Origin of the sequence: Enterococcus durans (assembly GCF_002277935.1) — a bacterium.
GTDB classification, from domain to species: Bacteria; Bacillota; Bacilli; order Lactobacillales; family Enterococcaceae; genus Enterococcus_B; species Enterococcus_B durans.
Window position 1 is genome coordinate 508040 of record NZ_CP022930.1, and the last position, 19394, is coordinate 527433.

Here is a 19394-nt window from a genome sequence, read left to right on the forward strand (position 1 = left end):
TTACTCACTCTTTCATTTTAGGATCAAAGGCATCACGTAAGCCATCAGCTAGTAAGTTAAAGGCAATCATGATAACCGATAGGGTTGCCGCAGGAATCCATAGCAGATATGGTAGATACAAGAACGTCTTGTAGCCATCGCTAAGCATTGTTCCTAAAGAGGCAGATGGTGGTGTTAGCCCTAATCCGATGAAACTCAAGAAAGCTTCAAAGAAAATAGCGGATGGAATACTGAACATCATTTGGATGATGATCACACTTGAGATATTAGGTAAGATATGTTTAAAAGCAATTTTCAACTTAGACTCGCCTAATGTCATTCCAGCTAGTACATATTCTTGGTCTTTTAATTTCATCGTTTGCGCACGAACGATCCGTGCCATCGGAATCCAGTTAGTGATTGCCATTGCTGCTACGATGGAGAAAATCCCCGGTTCAAACACCACGAGCATCAAAATCATCACAACTAAATTAGGAATACCTGAAAGGATTTCTAAGAAACGTTGCATTGCATTGTCCACGCGGCCACCTAATAGTCCTGAGATTAAACCATAAGCCACTCCAATAGTCACATCTAAAATTGCTGCAATAAATGCAATCAATAAAGAAATACGTGTGCCCATGAATAAACGGCTCAACACATCACGACCTAAACCGTCTGTTCCTAAGAAGAAATTCGTATTTGCCGGAACATTTGCTTGTGCATATTTATCAACTAATTCGCCACCTACCATGGCTTTTCCGTTCAACCCATTGATATCGATTCCTGGGATACGCGGAGGCAAGTTGATATATTCCACATTTTGTGCAGTTGGATCATGAGGAGAAACAAAAATCGTTACGATCGAGATCAAGATGATGATTGCTAATACAATCATTGAAACGACTGCCGCTTTATTTTTTTTCAAACGACGCCAAGAATCTTGAATGAAGTTCAATGAAGGTGTGGTGATTTGCTCACGTTCTTCTTCAGTATTTTTTTGTAACGGTAGAAACTCATCTGCAGGAATGTCAGCAATTGTTTCATACTTTTTGGGTATCATTTCCATTTAGCTTCGACTCCCTTCAGAAACTCGGATTCTTGGATCAACTAAACCATAAAGTAAGTCAACTACCAGAATGACGAAAATCAACATAAATGAATAAAGAATAGTTACTGCCATGATCGTTGGATAATCATTCGTCGTGATCGATTTTACAAATTGTTCCCCAATTCCTGGAATCGCAAAGATGTTTTCTACTACTAGCGATCCAGTCATCAATCCAACAGCTAATGGCCCTAAGAGTGTCATCAAAGGAATCAGACTGTTACGAAGTCCATGTTTGAAAGCAATCTCCCAACGACTCAATCCTTTTGCTCGCGCTAATTCCACATAATCACTATGCAACACTTCAACCATCTCAGTTCGGATGAATCGAGCAGAATCCGCTAACGGCGACATAGCTAATGCGATGGTTGGTAAAATCGTATAAGCGAAACCATCCCATTTTGCAATCGGTAATACATGTAATTTAATTGCAAAAATATATTGAAGTAATACTGCAAAAACAAAGTTAGGAATTGAACGGCCTAAAATTGCGACTAATGTTGCAGAAGTATCTGCCCACGTATTTTGCTTCATTGCGGAAATCGTACCTAGAGTCGTACCAATCACTGTTCCAAAGATAATCGCCTGTAACCCTAATTGTAGAGAAGGTCCAACACGTCCAGCTAACAAATGTGAAACTGGTTGGTTTTTAAATTGGAATGAGATCCCAAAATTGCCATGTAATAAATTGGAAAGGTAAATTCCATATTGGACAACCACTGGTTTATCCAGCCCTACTTGTTTATTCAGCATTGCAACGGTTTCAGGACTTAAACGTTCTTGGTTCGTGTATGGTGTACCTGGTAATAATTGCATTAGAAAGAAAGTAATCGTTGCAATCAACCAAAGCGTGATGACCATAAAAAAGACACGTTTCAATACATATTTTATATAACTATTCACTACTATTTCCCCCTAGCTTTTGACTTCTGACAAATGTTTCGCTACATTATTAATAATGAACCAAAGATAAAGGAGCAAATGAATGAAGAAAAAATATTTTCCCTATACACTTGCCGGTGTATTGATTATTCTGATCATTATAAAGAATAGCCTGAACCATCAATTAACACTTATTCAATTATCGAATGATTTATTTTTATGTGCGTTGCCGTTTTTGATTATCGGCGGATTTTTATGGGTTTTTTCCTCGGGTTTCTTTGATCATTTTCAACGATCCATCTATTTAGCCCGAACAAGAAACCGCAAGAAAAAACCAGAATTTTCTTCACTCTCGTCTGCCAGCTATGGTATGTATACCTTTTGGCTGATCATTGCCGGAATCTTGCTTGCTCTTTCTATCGTATTACTAATTCTTTCATTGGTGCTTTAAGTATCTAATAATCATTAGTTAAGGAGACGGAGATTGGGACACATGTCTCAATCTCCGATTCTCCTATTTTTTTCAAAATCAATCGATTATTTTTCTATAGACGTCCATTTATAATCCCATGAAGCGCCGGCAGCGTGGTGAACAATTCCTTTGACTTTTTTGTTAACCAAGTGACCTTCTGCTTTTTGGTATACAGGCACAACACCCATATCATCAGCAGTAATGATCTTGTTCGCTTTTTGCAAATCATCCCAACGTGCTTTTTCATCACTAGCATCGCGTGTAGATGAAGCTTTCACTACGTCGTCGTATTCTTTGTTGCTCCATTGTCCACGGTTATAAGAGTTACCTGTTACAAATAGATCCGTAAAGCTACTTGGGTCAGCGTAGTCAGCAGCCCAACCACCTAATACAGCATCAAAATCACCTGTTCCAGAACGGTCGATACGTACTGAGAATGGTACTGGAGTTGGTTTTACTTTTATGCCTTCAAGATTTTCTTGGATTGAATTTTGAACATATTCAATTACTTTTTTCGATGCATCATCATCTGAAGCCAACAAGTCAAATTCTAGAGAATCAATACCAAGTTCCTTCTTCGCTTTTTCCCAGTATTCTTTTGCTTTGTCTTTGTCATAATAAGCTTGTTTGCCTGCTTCTTTGGCAAAGTCTTCGTTTGTATCTGGGCTTTTTGACATATCGGCTGGGATCAAACTAGTTGAAATAGTTGAACCATCACCTAATACTTGTTTCACTAGTGCATTTCTGTCAATTGAATAAGAAATAGCTTTTCTCAAGTTTGCATTTTTGAATGGAGATTTTGCATCACGTTGATTGAATTCGATATAACTTGTACGAGCTTCTTTTACAGAAGTGTATGAAGGATCATTTGCATTTTGTTGTGCTAATTCACCTGAAAGAATAACATCATCAGCTTGTCCATCTTTAAATAGATTCAAGGCTGTTGAAGATTCTTTTACAACACTTACTTTGATTTCAGATAATTTCACAGAATCTTTATCCCAATAATTATCATTTTTCTTGTAAGTCCATTCAGTATCTGTTCCTGGTCCATCAAAATCTGTTAAAGTGAACGGACCATTATAAACAGCTTTGTCACTTGTTGTTGCATAAGAGTCACCATTTTTTTCCACTACTGATTGTTTTTGTGGGAAGAATGATGGGAATGCAAGTAAGTATTGGAAGTAAGGTGTTTGTTTCGTTAATGTGATTTCTAATTCATAATCACCAACAGCTTTGATTCCCAATTCTGATTTATCTTTTTTACCAGCTGTGATATCTTCAGCGTTTGCTACTGGCGCAAATAGATACGCATATTCAGAAGCAGTTGCTGGATCTACTGTACGTTGCCAACCATAAACATAATCTGCTGCAGTTACTGGATCACCATTTGACCATTTTGCATCATCGCGTAATTTGATTTTATAAGTTAGACCATCTTCACTGACATCTGCTAGTTTAGTTGCGCCTGCTGGTTGAGGTTTACTGTCTTTGTCTAAACGATAAATTCCTTCGTATACATTGTTCAAGGCTGTAAAACTAATTGTGTCTGTCGCTAAAGATAAATCAGCAGTCGGCATTTCTTGAGGTACGACTAAATTGAAAACGCCGCCTCCACTAGCTGATCCTCCACTAGCTGAATCACTACTTTTTGTATCTGTGCCCCCGCCATAACATCCGGCTAATACTAGCCCACATAAGGCAACAACGCTAAATGTCCATTTCTTTTTCATTTTTCGTACCCCTTTATCGAAATTTTCAGAATAATTAGTATTTTCTGAGTTGTTTAAGATTTTAATGAATAATTATTAAAAAAGCAATACTTTTTTCTCTTTTTTCCAAAAAATAATGAATTTTTCGTGAATTATTTACATTTTCTTTCTGAAAATCTTTATTTTTAAAGGGTTTAAGCAACTATCCAAAAAAATTAAATAATTTTGCTAACAGATGGTTTTATGCTATTTCAAGCACTGTATTCTCAAAATTTGCAAAAAAAACTTGGAAAGCAAATAAATTACTCTCCAAGTTACTATTTCTTATTTCAATATATTCTCTATTGCTAAAGATCATTCACTTCCATGTTTTCTAGCAATTCGTTTGGCCATCCAAATATCTGGCTTGTTCCAGCCATTCGCATCCGGAATTACCCCAACGATCTGATAGCCAAGTTTCTCATAGAATTCATAAGGATGATCTTTCCTGTTTTGAATCGTTTCAAGCTTGTCAAAGGTATCTTCAAACAGGTCTTCTTCAATCGCCAAGCTTGTTTGCCCTTCCACATCATCAGTTCCTAAATAGACAACGATTCCTCCTTGTGAGGCAATCTCTTTTTCTAGATAACTCACTAGGCGTGTACCAACTTGTTGCTTACGGTACATACTTTCGACGACTAAGGGATGCAGTTCCCAACCAGTTTGACCATATTGTGGAATCGCACCGACAAAACCAATCAGCTCATCTCCTTCGATTGCAGAGACGGCGATCCTTTCATCTTCCAGCAGTCGCTCTACTTCTTTCATCGGCTGTTCACCGTATTCATCTGGCCAAGTCAATCTCAAAAGATCGGCTAATTGGTCACGTAAAACCAAATTATCACGATCAAACTCACTGATAATCATACCCATCCCCCCATTTCTGCCTATTTTAGCAGTAGATGGAAGAAAAATGAACAATTTTATACCAAAGGTTGTGAAAAGGCTGTTCTGCATCAAACAATAAGAATGAACAGAGAAAAACAGCTTCTCATGTTTTTCATCTGTTTAGGCTTATTGTTGAAGATGCAAGCCTTTGAATACCGCAGATAGGTTGTGAAAAGAGCGATTTGACCTGAGCAATAAGGAGAAAAATCTCGAAATAGCTTTCCATGTTTTGAAAAATTCAGACTTATTTCAAGGAGTTGGTCTTTGAACACCGTCAAAAAGGTTGTGAAAAGGCTGCCCTGCATCAAACAATAAGAATGAACAGAGAAAAACAGCTTCTCATGTTTTTCATCTGTTTAGGCTTATTGTTGAAGATGCAAGCCTTTGAACACCGTGGATAAGGTTGTGAAAGAAGCGCCCAGCTCCGAGCAAATAAGAACTAGATTTTTAAAATAGCTTCTCATATTTTGGAAATCTAGGGTTTATTGCTGAGGAGTTGCTTCTTGAACACCGCGGATAAAGGTTGCGAAAAAAGCGATTTGACCTGAGCATCAGCGTAGAAAAAGAGTGTGAAACAAAAGTATTTCTTTTGCCTCACACTCCACGAATAAATGGTGGAGCAGAAGTAGTTCCTTCGAAAATGGACTGGAATCCGCAAAATTTTGAAAAGCAAATTTCATGAATCCCTTTTCGTTTCGCGAAGTCAAACTCTTCTGATGCCTTATTTGCTCGTTGCTTTTTCTTTTTTCATTTGCTTACTGCGTAATTGGCCACAGGCTGCATCAATATCCGTTCCATGTTCTTTACGGATGACACAGTTTACGCCATTTTTCTTCAGTACATCATAAAACTTCAATACATCAGCTTTAGGACTTCGTGAATACTGATCATGCTCACTGACAGGATTATAAGGTATCAAATTCACATAGACTAGTTTCTTTTTATCTTTCAATAAATCAGCCAATTGCTGTGCATGTTCAGGACGATCGTTCACTTGGTTCAGCATAATATATTCGAATGTGATCCGTCGATTTGTTTTTTCTAAATATTCATCTACAGCTTCCATCAGTTTTTCGATTGGAAAACTACGGTTGATTCGCATGATCGATGTGCGTACTTCATTGTTTGGCGCGTGCAATGAGATAGCTAGGTTTACTTGTAATCCATTGTTTGCAAATTCTTTGATCTTGTTCGCTAAGCCACTAGTTGACACAGTAATGTGACGTGCACCGATGGCCAAACCTTTCGCATCATTGATAATATATAGAAAGTTCATGACATTGTCGTAGTTATCAAATGGTTCACCAATCCCCATGACTACCACATGAGATACTCGCTCGCCTTCTTGTCGTTCATCAAAATAATGTTGCACCATCATGATTTGTGCAACGATTTCTCCTGCTGTTAGATCACGATTTTTTTTCAACAAACCACTCGCACAAAATGTGCAACCGATATTGCAGCCGACCTGTGTCGTTACACAGACAGACAAACCATATTCTTGTCGCATCAACACTGTTTCGATCATGTTTTTATCAGGCAATTCAAACAAGTATTTGACTGTGCCATCTGACGCCTCTTGTACGACCATCTGTTTTAATGGGTTGATAATAAACTGGTCACTCAACTTAGCAATCAAGCCTTTTGAAAGATTTGTCATTTCAGAAAAATCTCTTACACGCTTTTGATATAACCATTCCCATACTTGCGCAGCTCGAAATTTTTTCTCGCCATTTTCTAAAAACCATGCGGTCAATTCTTCAATTGTTAAACCATAAATGGATTGTTTTTCCAAGATTATTTCCCTCTTTTTCTCAAAGTATCGCTACATACTATAACTGATTCTCCAAACTAATGCAACTCTTCACAAAATTATACACTATGTAAATAGATGATATGCGTCTTTTTGTTAAATAAAAAACACTCCAAAAATCTCCTTTACTAAGATTTTTGGAGTGTTCCTATTTTTTAACGCCAGCCCAAATCAGGCGCTACGTCTTTTACGATCGATTCTAGTAGATGCAGATTGTATTCGACACCTAATGTATTTGGAATTGTGACTAGTACAGTATCCGCTTCTTTGATTGCTTCATCTTCTGCCAATTGTTTAACGATTTTATCTGGTTCACCGGCAAAAGTTTTACCGAAAATCGTTGGGTTGCGATGATAAGCCAAAAATCCTACTTGATCTGCTGCCTCATCACCTAATTCACCGAATAACTGACGATCTAAATCTGTTGTGATCGGTTGGATAGACCGAGTCACCAAAGTCCTTGGTTCAAAATCATGTCCTGCTTCTTTCCAGGCTTCCTTAAAGGCACGCAATTGTTTGGCTTGCTGGATATGAAATGGTTCTTTGCTTTCAAAATTGACAAGAGTAGAGGATTGTAAGTTCATTCCTTGTTTGGCTGCCCAAACTGCCGTCTCAGTGGAACCTGATCCCCACCAGATCCGTTCTCTTAATCCATCCGAGTAAGGTTCAATGCGTAATTTCCCGGGACCTTGAGGAAACATCGGCATCGGATTTGGTTCGGCGAAAGGCTTGCCCTCTAATAATTTTAAAAATTCCAATGTCCGCTGACGAGTGATTTCCTTAATTTCTTCTTCACTGTAATCATAGCCAAAATATTTCCAACCATCTAAAACTTGTTCTGGTGAACCACGGCCCACACCCAATTGCACTCTACTTTGGGTGATAATATCCGTCAAGCCAGCATTTTCCGCCATCATATAAGGATTTTCATAACGCATGTCGATCAAACCAGTACCCACTTCGATTTTGCTAGTTTTAGCACCGATAGCAGCCATCAGTGGAAATGGTGATCCAATCTGATCGGCAAAATGATGTACACGAAACCAAGCACCATCGATACCAATTTTTTCTGCTTCAACCGCCAATTCGATTGATTGCAGATATGCATCACTTGCCGTCTTGACTAGTGATCCTTCATCCATCCAGTGACCAAAACTTAAAAAACCAATTTTTTTCATTCCAGATTCCCTCCTTTTAACTAGCACTTACTATTTGTTAGCTTGAAGTGATTCTACTACTTTTTATTTTAAAAAACGAATAAAACATCTCGAAAAACACATTTTTGTGAAAATACACACATATATATAGAAAATCATACCTTTTCCACCATTTTCAAAGGGTAAACTGCTCACTTTTTTCTACACGACAAAAAATCTATCCCATCATTTATCAGTTCTATCCAGTACGTTCTCTAAATGGTTCAGATGATTCACAACAGTCGAAAATGATCGCCATAAAAAATACACTCCTTTTCCAAAAATCATTAGGAAAGGAGTGCTTTATTTCAGATAAAATCAATTTGTTATACTCATACTCATTGACTATATTTCAGATAGTCACCCGTTGTTTTTCTCATTCTTGATCAGATGGCAGAGAATCCATCGGATCTTCTGCTTGTTCGATAAATACTTTACGTGGTTTACTTCCTTCAGATGGTCCTACCACTCCGTGAGCTTCTAACTCGTCGACTAAACGAGCAGCGCGGTTGTAGCCAATCCTAAACCGACGTTGTAACAATGAAATACTTGCTGTTTGCATTTCGATCACTAACGCCTTTGCTTCCTCAAATAGTTCATCTTGCGGTTGTTCTGCCGAACCACTTGTTTCTGCTTCATCCGTTGGCATCATCTTCTCTTCATAATGTGCTTCTTGCTGATCCGTTACAAAACTTACGACTCGCTCAACTTCATGATCGGAAATAAAGGCTCCCTGAACACGGATCGGTTTGTTTTCACCCATTGGTAAGAAGAGCATGTCCCCTCTTCCTAGGAGTTTCTCTGCACCATTTGAGTCAATGATCGTTCGAGAGTCGGTTCCACTTGAAACTGCAAATGCCATTCGTGAAGGAACATTGGCTTTAATGATCCCAGTGATAACATCTACACTTGGTCTTTGGGTTGCCAAGATCATATGGATTCCAGCGGCACGGGCCATCTGCGCTAAACGAATGATCGCATCTTCAACTTCATTACTTGCTACCATCATCAAGTCAGCTAATTCATCTACAATAACTACGATAAATGGTAATGTTGGATGCTTCGTTCCCATTTCAAGATTTTTTTGTTGTACAAATTCATTGTACCCGGTGATATTTCGAACCCCAGTTGCAGCAAATTTTTCGTAGCGCTCTTCCATTTCCTGCACTACTTTTTGTAATGCCTGAGCTGCTTTTCTTGGATTGGTTACCACTGGTGTTAAAAGATGCGGTATGCCATTGTACATGTTCAATTCAACCATTTTAGGGTCGATCATCATCAATTTGACCTCATGTGGTTTTGCCCGCATCAAAATACTAGTGATGATCCCATTGATTGCAACTGATTTCCCACTACCTGTTGAACCTGCCACAAGTAAGTGAGGCATTTTAGAAAGATCCGCTGTTTGTACCCGTCCAGAGACATCGCGCCCTAACGGAACTTCTAATAATTTATCTGGATGGTTTGGCTGCGCTTCGATGATTTCTCTAAATGAGACCATACTGATTTTACTATTTGGTACTTCGATCCCTATCAATGATTTCCCAGGAATCGGTGCTTCCATCCGAACATCTTTCGCTGCTAACGCCAAAGCGATATCATCCGTCAAACTAACGATTTTGCTTACTTTGACTCCTACGGCTGGCTGTACTTCGAATTTCGTCACGGATGGTCCTAAACTCGCTTTCACTACTTTAGCATCCACCCCGAAACTTTGGAATGTCTGTTCTAATACGCCAATATTTTTTTCGATTTTCTTATACTCATCACTTTGGTCTGTCGTTTTTACGGAGTCTAACAAATCAATAGATGGCAATTCATAATCATGATTTTCCTGTTCCGCTTCGATTTCAAACTCTAACGCTGTTCCGTCATCTTCTATGCCTTCTTCCTCTAGACCTGACATCGATGAGGAAGGTGATAGTTGCTGTTCTGTTTTCACAGGATCTGTTGCTGTTGGTTGAACCGTTCCCTGAAAACTGTCGATCGGTACAAAACTCAATTGTTCTGGTTCATCTTCAGAAACTTCTTCTTGATATGAACGTGCGGGTACTTCTTGGTGTTTCTTTGATCGCCGATTTTCCATTTCTGCGATTTCCGCTTCTGCTGCTTCTTTTGCTGCTTGTTTTTTTGCTTCTCTCGCTTCTGCACGTGCTTTTTGTCGTTCTTCTTTTGCCGCTTGCTTTTGTGCCTGTTTAGCTGGATCACCTTCCAATAATTCCTGAAGTCTTTCACCCATTGCTTGCAGACCGTCTAGCAATTGATACCCTTGAAGATTACTAAACAGGATCGCACCACCAACTAATAGTAGAAATGCCACAAAATAGCTTCCTGGTTGAGCAATCAAAAAGTAGGTAAAATGATACAAAATTGCACCGATCATCCCACCACCAACATTATTGCCTACTTGACTTTGCTTAATGTCACTTACGAGCAAATCCCAGGTCGTACCTATGATATTAGGCTCGCCGCTGTGTAATTTACCAAACAAGTGCGCATGAAGAAAAAGTAATATCCCTAAGTAAAAAAGGAGACCACCAAACCAGCGTCGACTCTTTCCTATTTTAAAGTCAGTGTTTTTGATAACAACCCAAAAACCAATAATGGCTAGTAACAAACACAGAATTTGATACGTATTTCCGGCAATGACTCGAAAGCCGTTTGCAACTAAAATACCTAAGAATCCCAATTTTAAAAAGCCGAAGACGGCAAATAATATCAAAGCAAAGCCTACACAGATCGCAAGAAGTTGTTCCTGCTGCTGTTTTTGCTTTTTCGTCTTTTTCTTTTTCTTAGCAGGACGTTTTTTCTTTGCCATTTTTATCCCTCATTTCATCAAGTTCCATTATACAAAAAAAAGCGAGGGAACAAAAGTTTTGTTTCAAAGTTTGGTTGTTTCTTTTATTTCGATGAAAGAATACTCATTTTGGCGATGAAAAAACAGCTTGAAGATGCTGTCCCTAAGGTCAACATTTCAAGCTGTACTTATCAGATATTTTTCCCATTTTCTTGGATCACTTGTTGATACCAATAATAGCTGTCTTTTTTATAGCGTGTCAAAGAACCCTTCTGTGTTTCATCTTGATCCACATAGACAAATCCATAACGCTTTTGATAGCCATTTAGCCAACTTAGTAAATCTGTATAAGACCAAGTGCAATAGCCCAACACTTCGGCACCATCAGAAATTGCTTCTTTGATTGCTTTGACATGACTTGAAAGATAAGCAATACGATAATCATCATGAATCTTATTGTCTTCAGTCAATTTATCATATTCTCCTAATCCATTCTCAGTAATCAAAATCGGTGTACGATAACGGCTAGTGATTCTTCTCAAGGCAATCCTCAACCCTTCAGGATCAATTTCCCAATCCCAATTTGTACGTTCAACAAATGGATTTTCTACTTTCTTGTACATGCCCGGAACACCAGTCTCTTCTGACGAACCTTTCTTCCCAGTCGTATTCATCTTCCCTGCGCCCACACCATCTAATGGATTAAAGGCATTCGTTGCTGTTTGATAATAATTGATCCCTAAGAAATCTGGTTTTGCTGATTCAAGTAACTCAGCGTCGCCTTCTTCGATTTTCGGTGCCCATCCTTGTTCTTCTAAGAATTTCATTGCAGCAATTGGATATTTGCCCCACATATAGACATCCATCCAATAGTTCGCCATTAAGTCTTCTGCATTTTCGGCAGCTAAAATATTCTTAGGATCACTATTGATTGGATAATTTGGTGTATACGCGAAACTTGGACCAATCTTACCAGGCATCTCCAATTCGTGGAATTTATTGATAACAGACGCATTTGCTAGATTCGCAATATGATTGACTTGATACATCCGTTTTGGATCAGTGACTCCAGGAGGATGTACCGCTAATAAATAACCTAATGAAGTAAAAATATTTTGTTCATTCAAGCTGATCCAATAATGGACTTTTCCACGAAAAGCTTGAAATAACGTTTCTGCGTAGTTTGTGAAATCAGCGATGATCTGACGTGATTCCCACCCAGCATATTCATCTTGAAGTGCTTGTGGAAGATCCCAATGATACAGTGTCAACATCGGCTCAATATCATTTTTGATCAATTCATCGATTAGATTTTCATAAAAAGCTAAGCCTTCCTGATTGACTTCGCCACGTCCATTAGGGAAAATCCTTGTCCAAGCGACAGAAAAACGATACGCCTTCAATCCTTGTTCTTTCATCAAGGCAATATCTTCTTTAAAACGGTGATAATGATCTACGGCTAGATCGCCATTGGTCTCTTTAAATGTTTTCCCAGGGATACGGACAAAACGATCCCAAACAGATTCTCCTTTGCCACCTTCTTGCCATGCACCTTCAACTTGGTAAGCTGCTGAGGCTGATCCCCATAAAAAATCATTGGAAAATTCAGTTAACTTTTGGTGTTCCATAAACTTCTTCCTTTCTTGCTTCAATCCTTACCATGTAAGAATAACACGAAACCCCTTTCAATTCAAAATAGAACTTATCTCAGTAGAACAACTAAAACAACAAATGATGATTTTCAATAGTATGTTTCGCTTGTATACTATTTTTCTCTTAAGGTATACATCTGCAATACTACTTTTTCGTTCATCCCATCAAGATCAAATCATCCGTTCGTGTTTCATCTGAAAAAGTGACAATTATGGATCATCCCTGATTTGCCTCATATTTTATGAAGACAAATCCTAGATCTTACATATCTGACTACTCAATATATCTAGCTGATTCTATTTTCTTTTAAGCATCCATAGTTTTTTCATTTGAATAGAATATAAAAGAGTTGGTATAGTGTACAATCTCTTGCTGTACACTATACCAACTCTTTTTTATGATGCACCTGGTGTAACATCTTCTCCAAACCATTTATCTGATATCTTTTGGAACTCGCCATTTTTTTCTAGTTGCGCGATTCCATCATTGATTTTCTTCACTAATTCATCATCACTTTTACGGGCACCTACTACAAAGTTTTCACTTTCATAATCACCAGTCGTCATATTGAATTCATCTATTTCATTTTTTTGTTTTAAATAGTAACCCGCGTAAACTTTATCCATCAACAAGCCATCAATTCGACCGCTTTTCAAATCGATCAAAGCTTCGTTAAAACTATCATATAAGACCGCATCCTTATTTTTTACGATATCCTTCAAAGTTTCAGGTTGTCTTGTGAAGATATCATAACCAGAAGAACCGTTTTGAGCGCCAATGATTTTATCTTTCATCTGTGCAAAACTCGTGATTCCAGATTTCTTAGGAGTGATCAATACTTGGGAGTTCTCCATATATGGCTTTGTAAATTGAACTTTTTTGGCTCTCTCATCCGTTTTCGAATAACCATTCCAGATGAGATCGATCGTGCCATTGTTCAATTCGAATTCCTTCATTGACCAATCGATTGGTTGAAATTCAACATTGATGCCATATTCTTTAAAGACAGCAGTCGCAAGATCAATATCAAATCCTGTCAGTTTACCATCTTTATCTCGAAATCCCATAGGTACAAATGTATCATCTAATCCAACGATTACTTTTTTCTCTTCTTTGATTGTGGACCAATTATCTTCTGTTGCTTTTTTGTTTGTACAACCTGAAAGAAGGATGATTCCTGCAATGATTGCAAGTACAAAACTAAATTTTTTCATGACACATATCCTCCCTCTTACTTGTTTGGAACAACTTTCACTAATTGATCACCGACATTTTCAGCAAAGACAAGATCATGCGTAACAATGATCTGTGTCACGCCTTCTTCTTTCAATGATAGAATCAGTTTTTCAACCTGTTGACGCAACTCTGGGTCTAATGCACTAGTTGGTTCATCATAGGCTAGAACTCGTGGGTTCATCGCAAGTGCTCGTGCAATTGCTACCCGTTGTTTTTGTCCTCCAGATAATTGATACGGATAATTGTCTAACAAATCGCTGATTCCCAAAGATGTGGCCAGTTCTTTTGCTTTTTTCGTATACTCTTCTTTTGACTGTTTCAACACCATTTTTGGTGCTAATGTAATATTATCAAAAATACTTAAGTGTGGGAAAAGTTGGAAATCTTGAAAAACTACACCAACAACTTGTTCTTTTGTTTTTAATTCAAATGGATCAAATGGTGTTCCATCTAAATAAAAGTTCCCGCTATCTGCTTTTTCTATTCCTGCCAAGATTCTTAAAAGGGTTGTTTTACCACCGCCAGAAGGACCAACGATTGCCATTGTTTGACCATCTGGAATCGTTAAATCTAGTCCGTTGATTACTTTCTTTTCTCCAAATGCTTTGCTTACTTTTTTTAATTCAATCATGTGCTTTCCTCCTAGCGATAATAGTTCAATTTTCCTTCAACTTGTTTCATGATGATTGTTAAGACTCCAGTTAATACTAAGTAGATGATAGCGACCCCTAGTAGCGGCAACAATGTAGCATCTCGTTCCATCGCAATCTTGCCGGCACGCATCACATCTCCTAATCCCAAGATGTAGATCAGTGAAGAATCTTTGACTAAATTGATTACTTCATTCCCAACTGATGGTAAAACGATCTTCGTTACCTGTGGAATAATGATTTTTGTGACAGTTTGAAATGGGCTTAGTTGCAACACTTGCGCTGCTTCATATTGTCCTTGAGGAATCGATTGGATACCGCCACGGAATATTTCTGCAAAATAAGCGGCATAATTTAAAATAAATGCGATCAATGCAGCTTCAAAACGATCAAAGACGATTCCTATTGTTGGTAACCCATAGAATACAAAAATCAATTGAAGTAGCAAAGGTGTGCCTCGCATGATCCAAACATAAGTCTGTAAAATATAGCGAATCGGTTTAAAATGCAGAGATAATCCTAACGCTAAGATGATCCCTAATGGTAATGAACCAATCAAGGTAAAAATAAATAATTTCAAGGTTGTGAGAGCTCCCACTAACAATTGCGGCATTACTTCAATCAAATAATTCATTTCTTTCTTCCTCCTTTAAATAAAAAAAAATCCTCTTGACTCTCGTCAAGAGGACGTATAACACGTGTTCCCACCTCTGTTTGTTTCTTCTTCACAAAAGAAACCTCTAACAGTCGTTCCCAGAATTCAGATCGGTCCAAATAAGATAATGCTTTACTTGAATAGCCACGAAAATAAAAAAAGTCCTTTGATCAAACGATCAAAGGACGTAAATTACGTGGTTCCACCTTTTTTTGTCAGCACCTCACGGATACTAACCTTATCTGGTCATCTAACAACGACCGCAGCTATAACGGGCTTCCCGGATTTTCCTACTCTATTTCAGAAAATCGACTCCAAGATGTGTTTCACTATTAACTGCTATCTCTTCTCACCTACCAGAGACTCTCTTAAAACATTTAATCGCTACTTTTCTTTTCGATGTCGTTTGTTTTAACTTACGTGTAATTTACATGATTATTTTTAGTTTGTCAACTCTTTTTTATGATAAACTAGTAAAAAATAAAGGAGGCGTCTTATAATATGGCACTTGCAACTGAACAAGAAGCCTACGAGTTGCTTGATCACTTAGGCATTTCTTATCAGAAAGTGGAGCATCCAGCAATAACTTCTGTTAAAAATATCCCATTTACTCTTCCAGGTCCACAAGTAAAGAACTTATTATTAAAAGCCAAAAAAGGAAAACAAATCTATCTAGTTATCTTACCCGATGAAAAACAAGCAGATCTAAAACAACTTGCAGATCAACTAGAAGAAAAACGTCTATCTTTTGTCTCAGAAGAGCAGCTCAAAGATTTATTAGGTGTTGCACCAGGCACAGTTACACCTCTCGCATTGATGCATGATAAAGATCATCTGATCAAAGTAATCATCGACTCTGATATCGATCAAAAAAGTACTGTCGGCTTCCACCCAAATATAAATACAACCACATTGATCCTAAAATTCACCGATTTCCTAACGATATTAACCCATTTAGACCATGAGCCGATTTATGAAAGGTTGTAAAGGTTGTGAAAGAAGCGTTCAGCTCCGAGCAAATAAGAATTAGATTTCTAAAATAGCTTCCCATATTTTGGAAATCTAAGGCTTATTGTTGAGGAGTTGCTTCTTGAACACCGTGGATAAAGGTTGTGAAAAGACCGTTCAGCTCCGCTGACAATAAGAATGGATTTTTCGAAACAGCTCTCCATGTTTTGAAAAATTCAGACTTATTTCAAGGAGTTGGTCTTTGAACACCGTGGATAAGGTTGTGAAAAGACCGCTTTGACCTGAGCAATAAGGAAGAAAATCTCGAAATAGCTTTCCATATTTTGAGATTTTCTTCCTTATTGTTGAAGGTCAGCTCTTTGAATACCGTGGATTAAGGTTGTGAAAAGGCTGATCTGCATCGAGCAATAAGAACAAACAGAGAAAAACAGCTTTTCATGTTTTTCATCTGGTTGGTCTTATTGCTGAAGATGCAAGCCTTTGAACACCGTGGATAAGATTGTGAAAACAGTTCAACTCTTTGAACTGTTATAGAAAAATCTAAAATGTGCTTCATCTGATGATCACCATAATTTCCCAATTTTTCGGCAAAAAAAGGGAGTGTGGGACAAATCTAAAAATCAGTTTTGCTACACACTCTAATTTCGAATAAACGGCGCCCAAAAGTCAGGCTTTTCGGTAATTAAAAAAACGAGCAATACAAAAAACGTATTGTTCGTTTTTCTCTCCAGTTTCTCAAACCTAAACGACTTTTGTCTCGACCTCTATGCGCTAAGCCCAAATAAATAGCATTAGCAGAAGCAACTTCTTGGAAAATAAGCCGAAATTCAAAAAATTGAAAAACAATTTCATGAATTTCTTCTTACTTCTTGGAGTTGAACACTTCTGTTCTGATTTCTTATTCTCTATTTTTCCATGGCTGCTTTTAGTGCAGCTGCCAGTGGACTTTCCTCTGGTTCATCTGCTTGAGAATATTTTTTCATCAATCGACGTTCTTCATGTTTGGTCATTTTTTTCTTCTGTTCTTTTTTTCCTAGCATTTTCTCCGTTGTACCGTCATATTTGCAACGGAAATAAGATCCATTCTTGCCTTCAATAATTTCCATTTTACGATGACATTGTGGACAACGGTGATTGGACACTTTGGGATCTTTTCGACGACGATAATCACAGTCCTGATTAGTACAAACATAGATTTTTCCATCACGCGTATTTTTTTCGCGGAGATTGGACCCACACTCTGGACACTTCTTTTGTGTGATTGAGAAATCTTGATACGTTTGCTTACTTGTTTTAATTTCCTGTACTAAACGTTTTGTTTCTTTTTCGATTTCTTTTAAGAAGTGTTCTGCCTGTTTTTTACCAGCAGCAATCGCCTCTAGGTCTTTCTCCCAACTTTCAGTCAATTCTGGAGAAACGAGTGAAGGATTCACCAACTCTAATAATTGTTTCCCTTTAGGAGAAACTTGTAAGCCTTGTGGCGTACGTTCCATCAATTCAGATTTGATCAGCTTTTCGATAATCTCTGCCCTTGTTGCTGGTGTACCCAAACTGTATTTTTCCATTTGACCTAAAAGACTCGCTTCAGTCAGCGGTTTTGGCGGTGCGGACAGTTCTTTTTTGATCGTAAAATTCGGTTGGATACGTAGTCCTTGCTGCCAATCAAACTTACTTGTTTCTTCTTGGCTTACTGTTTTCCACCCTGCTTGTAACACTTTGGTTTGACGGAAAATAAATTCTTCTTTGTCAAAAACGACAGTAATTTTTGTCTGGCTCACTTTATGCGGTTCTGCAAATAATCCTAAAAAGCGGGTCACGATCATTTGATAGATTTTTTGTTCTTCATTGCTTAGTTTTTCATAACGAGGACGGTTTTCAGTAGGCAACAACGCATGATGGTCAGTTACTTTATTATCCTGAAAGACTTTGGTTTGACGGACTACAGCCCCGTTTTTTAGATATTGTTTGACCTCTGGAGCAAAATCGCTGACTGCTTGCAACCGCTCACTCATTGTACTTTTCATATCATTCGTCAGATATTTACTATCTGTCCGAGGATACGTTACAATTTTATGTGTTTCATATAGACTTTGTACTAACCCCAACGTTTTCTTAGCAGAATAACCATAACGCTGATTTGCTTCTCTTTGGATCTCTGTTAGATCATAGGGTAAAGGCGCGCTCTCAATCTTCGTTTTCTCTTCAATAGATGAAACGGTTCCTTTTTGTTGGCTTAAACGATGAACCAGTGCTTGCGCTTCTTCCTGTGACTTCAACGCAAATTGATTTTTCTGAGCCATTTTTGCTTGTTCTTTTTCTACATTCAACAAAATCGAAAAATATGTTTGTGGTTTAAACGTTTCGATTTTTCTTTCTTGGTCTCTTACCAACGCTAATGTAGGTGTCTGTACACGACCAGCTGATAAATTATCTTGATATTTCACAGTCAATGCACGAGTAACATTCAAACCAACCAACCAGTCTGCTTTTGCTCTAGCTAATGCTGAATCATATAGCGTATCATAAGCTTTAGCTGGTTTTAGTTGCTTGAATCCAGTCTTGATTGCTTTGTCTGTCTGTGAAGAAATCCAAAGTCTTTTCACTGGTTTGTTAAAATGTATATACTCCAAGATCCAACGAGCGACTAATTCTCCTTCTCGTCCTGCATCAGTCGCGATTACCACTTCTGAAACATCTTTTCGTTGAGCTAATTGTTTGATTGCTTTCAATTGATGACCTGTTTTTGGTAATGGTTTGATGCCTAACTTTTTAGGAATCATTGGTAATGTTTCCATCTGCCAACTTTGCCATTCTTTATTTAGGTCTTCTGGCATTTTTAACCCCAGTAAATGACCAAGGGCCCAAGTAACGATCACCTTAGGTCCTTCGTAATAGTTTTTGTATTTTTGATTAGCACCAAGCACCTTGCTTAGGTCTTTCGCAACGCTTGGTTTTTCCGCTAGAATTAGTTGTTTCATAAAATTCCTTTCTGCTTTCTAAGGTGATTGGTTGATGATTTTTCAATAAAGCCAATCCTTTATATTGTTGTAGATCATCATCACACTCTTCACACCATCGTTCCTCGCCATCATTCCAGAAGGCACTTAGAAAGTTGCTTTTTGCATTGATATACTCATATTGATTTTTGATTGTGAGCCATTTTTTTTCATACTCTGCTTGTGCTTCTTCAAAAGAATCAAATGACTCTTCGATTTCAATATCGTCTTCCCAGTTTTCAAAAAACCACCAAGGCTCATTGTCTCCGAACATGATAACTACTTGATACATATTCGTACTCCTTTTCTTCGCTTTTTCTTAGACTCATCTTAGTCACTTTTCAAGAAA

At 37.9% G+C, this 19394-nt stretch carries 14 protein-coding genes, 2 pseudogenes and 1 other annotated feature; of the genes and pseudogenes, 2 read left to right on the forward strand and 14 right to left on the reverse strand.

Translation table 11 applies throughout. The annotated features are described in order from the left end of the window. Positions 1-4: 4 nt before the first annotated feature. On the reverse strand, positions 5-1048 hold the full coding sequence (gene opp3C, locus CJZ72_RS02490) for an oligopeptide ABC transporter permease (protein ID WP_005880227.1): 1044 nt from the start codon (positions 1046-1048) through the stop codon (positions 5-7). Continuing rightward, positions 1049-1990, reverse strand: a complete 942-nt coding sequence (opp3b, locus tag CJZ72_RS02495) for an oligopeptide ABC transporter permease (RefSeq protein ID WP_081134121.1) — start codon at positions 1988-1990, stop codon at positions 1049-1051. Between the two features lie 82 nt (positions 1991-2072). Between opp3b and CJZ72_RS02500 the strand changes: the two genes are divergently transcribed. After that, positions 2073-2420, forward strand: a complete 348-nt coding sequence (locus CJZ72_RS02500; protein WP_016177700.1) for a DUF3899 domain-containing protein — start codon at positions 2073-2075, stop codon at positions 2418-2420. 86 nt (positions 2421-2506) lie between these two features. On the opposite strand, the gene CJZ72_RS02505 is transcribed toward CJZ72_RS02500, so the two are convergent. The 10 genes and pseudogenes from CJZ72_RS02505 to CJZ72_RS02545 form a co-directional block, all read right to left on the reverse strand. Continuing rightward, positions 2507-4174 carry a peptide ABC transporter substrate-binding protein gene (locus tag CJZ72_RS02505; protein ID WP_081134120.1) on the reverse strand — a complete coding sequence of 556 codons (1668 nt, stop codon included), beginning with the start codon at positions 4172-4174 and terminating at the stop codon, positions 2507-2509. 333 nt (positions 4175-4507) lie between these two features. After that, positions 4508-5059, reverse strand: a complete 552-nt coding sequence (locus CJZ72_RS02510; RefSeq protein ID WP_005880220.1) for an aminoglycoside N-acetyltransferase AAC(6')-Iih — start codon at positions 5057-5059, stop codon at positions 4508-4510. Positions 5060-5801: 742 nt separating this feature from the next. Next, positions 5802-6875 (reverse strand): 23S rRNA (adenine(2503)-C(2))-methyltransferase RlmN, encoded by a 1074-nt coding sequence (rlmN, locus tag CJZ72_RS02515; RefSeq protein ID WP_081134119.1) that lies wholly within the window; start codon positions 6873-6875, stop codon positions 5802-5804. Positions 6876-7048: 173 nt separating this feature from the next. Beyond that, complete coding sequence (locus CJZ72_RS02520; RefSeq protein WP_081134118.1) at positions 7049-8071, reverse strand: LLM class flavin-dependent oxidoreductase; 1023 nt, start codon at positions 8069-8071, stop codon at positions 7049-7051. A gap of 394 nt (positions 8072-8465) precedes the next feature. Further along, positions 8466-9977 (reverse strand): annotated as a pseudogene (locus tag CJZ72_RS15205) (DNA translocase FtsK); the annotation flags it as partial. A 197-nt stretch (positions 9978-10174) separates the two neighbouring features. Further along, positions 10175-10907 (reverse strand): annotated as a pseudogene (locus tag CJZ72_RS15210) (cell division protein FtsK); the annotation flags it as partial. Between the two features lie 170 nt (positions 10908-11077). Continuing rightward, positions 11078-12514 (reverse strand): glycoside hydrolase family 1 protein, encoded by a 1437-nt coding sequence (locus CJZ72_RS02530; protein WP_081134116.1) that lies wholly within the window; start codon positions 12512-12514, stop codon positions 11078-11080. Positions 12515-12934: 420 nt separating this feature from the next. Then, positions 12935-13753 (reverse strand): amino acid ABC transporter substrate-binding protein, encoded by an 819-nt coding sequence (locus CJZ72_RS02535; RefSeq protein ID WP_005880208.1) that lies wholly within the window; start codon positions 13751-13753, stop codon positions 12935-12937. A 17-nt stretch (positions 13754-13770) separates the two neighbouring features. Further along, positions 13771-14406: an amino acid ABC transporter ATP-binding protein gene (locus CJZ72_RS02540; RefSeq protein WP_081134115.1), complete on the reverse strand. Its 636-nt coding sequence runs from the start codon at positions 14404-14406 to the stop codon at positions 13771-13773. Positions 14407-14417: 11 nt separating this feature from the next. After that, positions 14418-15059, reverse strand: a complete 642-nt coding sequence (locus tag CJZ72_RS02545) for an amino acid ABC transporter permease (protein ID WP_005880203.1) — start codon at positions 15057-15059, stop codon at positions 14418-14420. A gap of 199 nt (positions 15060-15258) precedes the next feature. Further along, positions 15259-15489: a binding site (T-box leader), on the reverse strand. 92 nt (positions 15490-15581) lie between these two features. Between CJZ72_RS02545 and CJZ72_RS02555 the strand changes: the two genes are divergently transcribed. Continuing rightward, positions 15582-16067: a prolyl-tRNA synthetase associated domain-containing protein gene (locus CJZ72_RS02555; protein WP_081134113.1), complete on the forward strand. Its 486-nt coding sequence runs from the start codon at positions 15582-15584 to the stop codon at positions 16065-16067. 887 nt (positions 16068-16954) lie between these two features. Here CJZ72_RS02555 and CJZ72_RS02560 read toward each other — a convergent pair. After that, the gene (locus CJZ72_RS02560) at positions 16955-19027 is read right to left on the reverse strand and encodes a DNA topoisomerase III (protein ID WP_081134112.1); all 2073 of its coding nucleotides are present in this window, start codon (positions 19025-19027) and stop codon (positions 16955-16957) included. Beyond that, positions 18960-19337, reverse strand: coding sequence for a DUF1033 family protein (locus CJZ72_RS02565; protein ID WP_005880198.1), 378 nt, complete (start codon positions 19335-19337; stop codon positions 18960-18962). The genes CJZ72_RS02560 and CJZ72_RS02565 overlap by 68 nt, the downstream gene beginning before the upstream one ends. Positions 19338-19394: the final 57 nt, after the last annotated feature.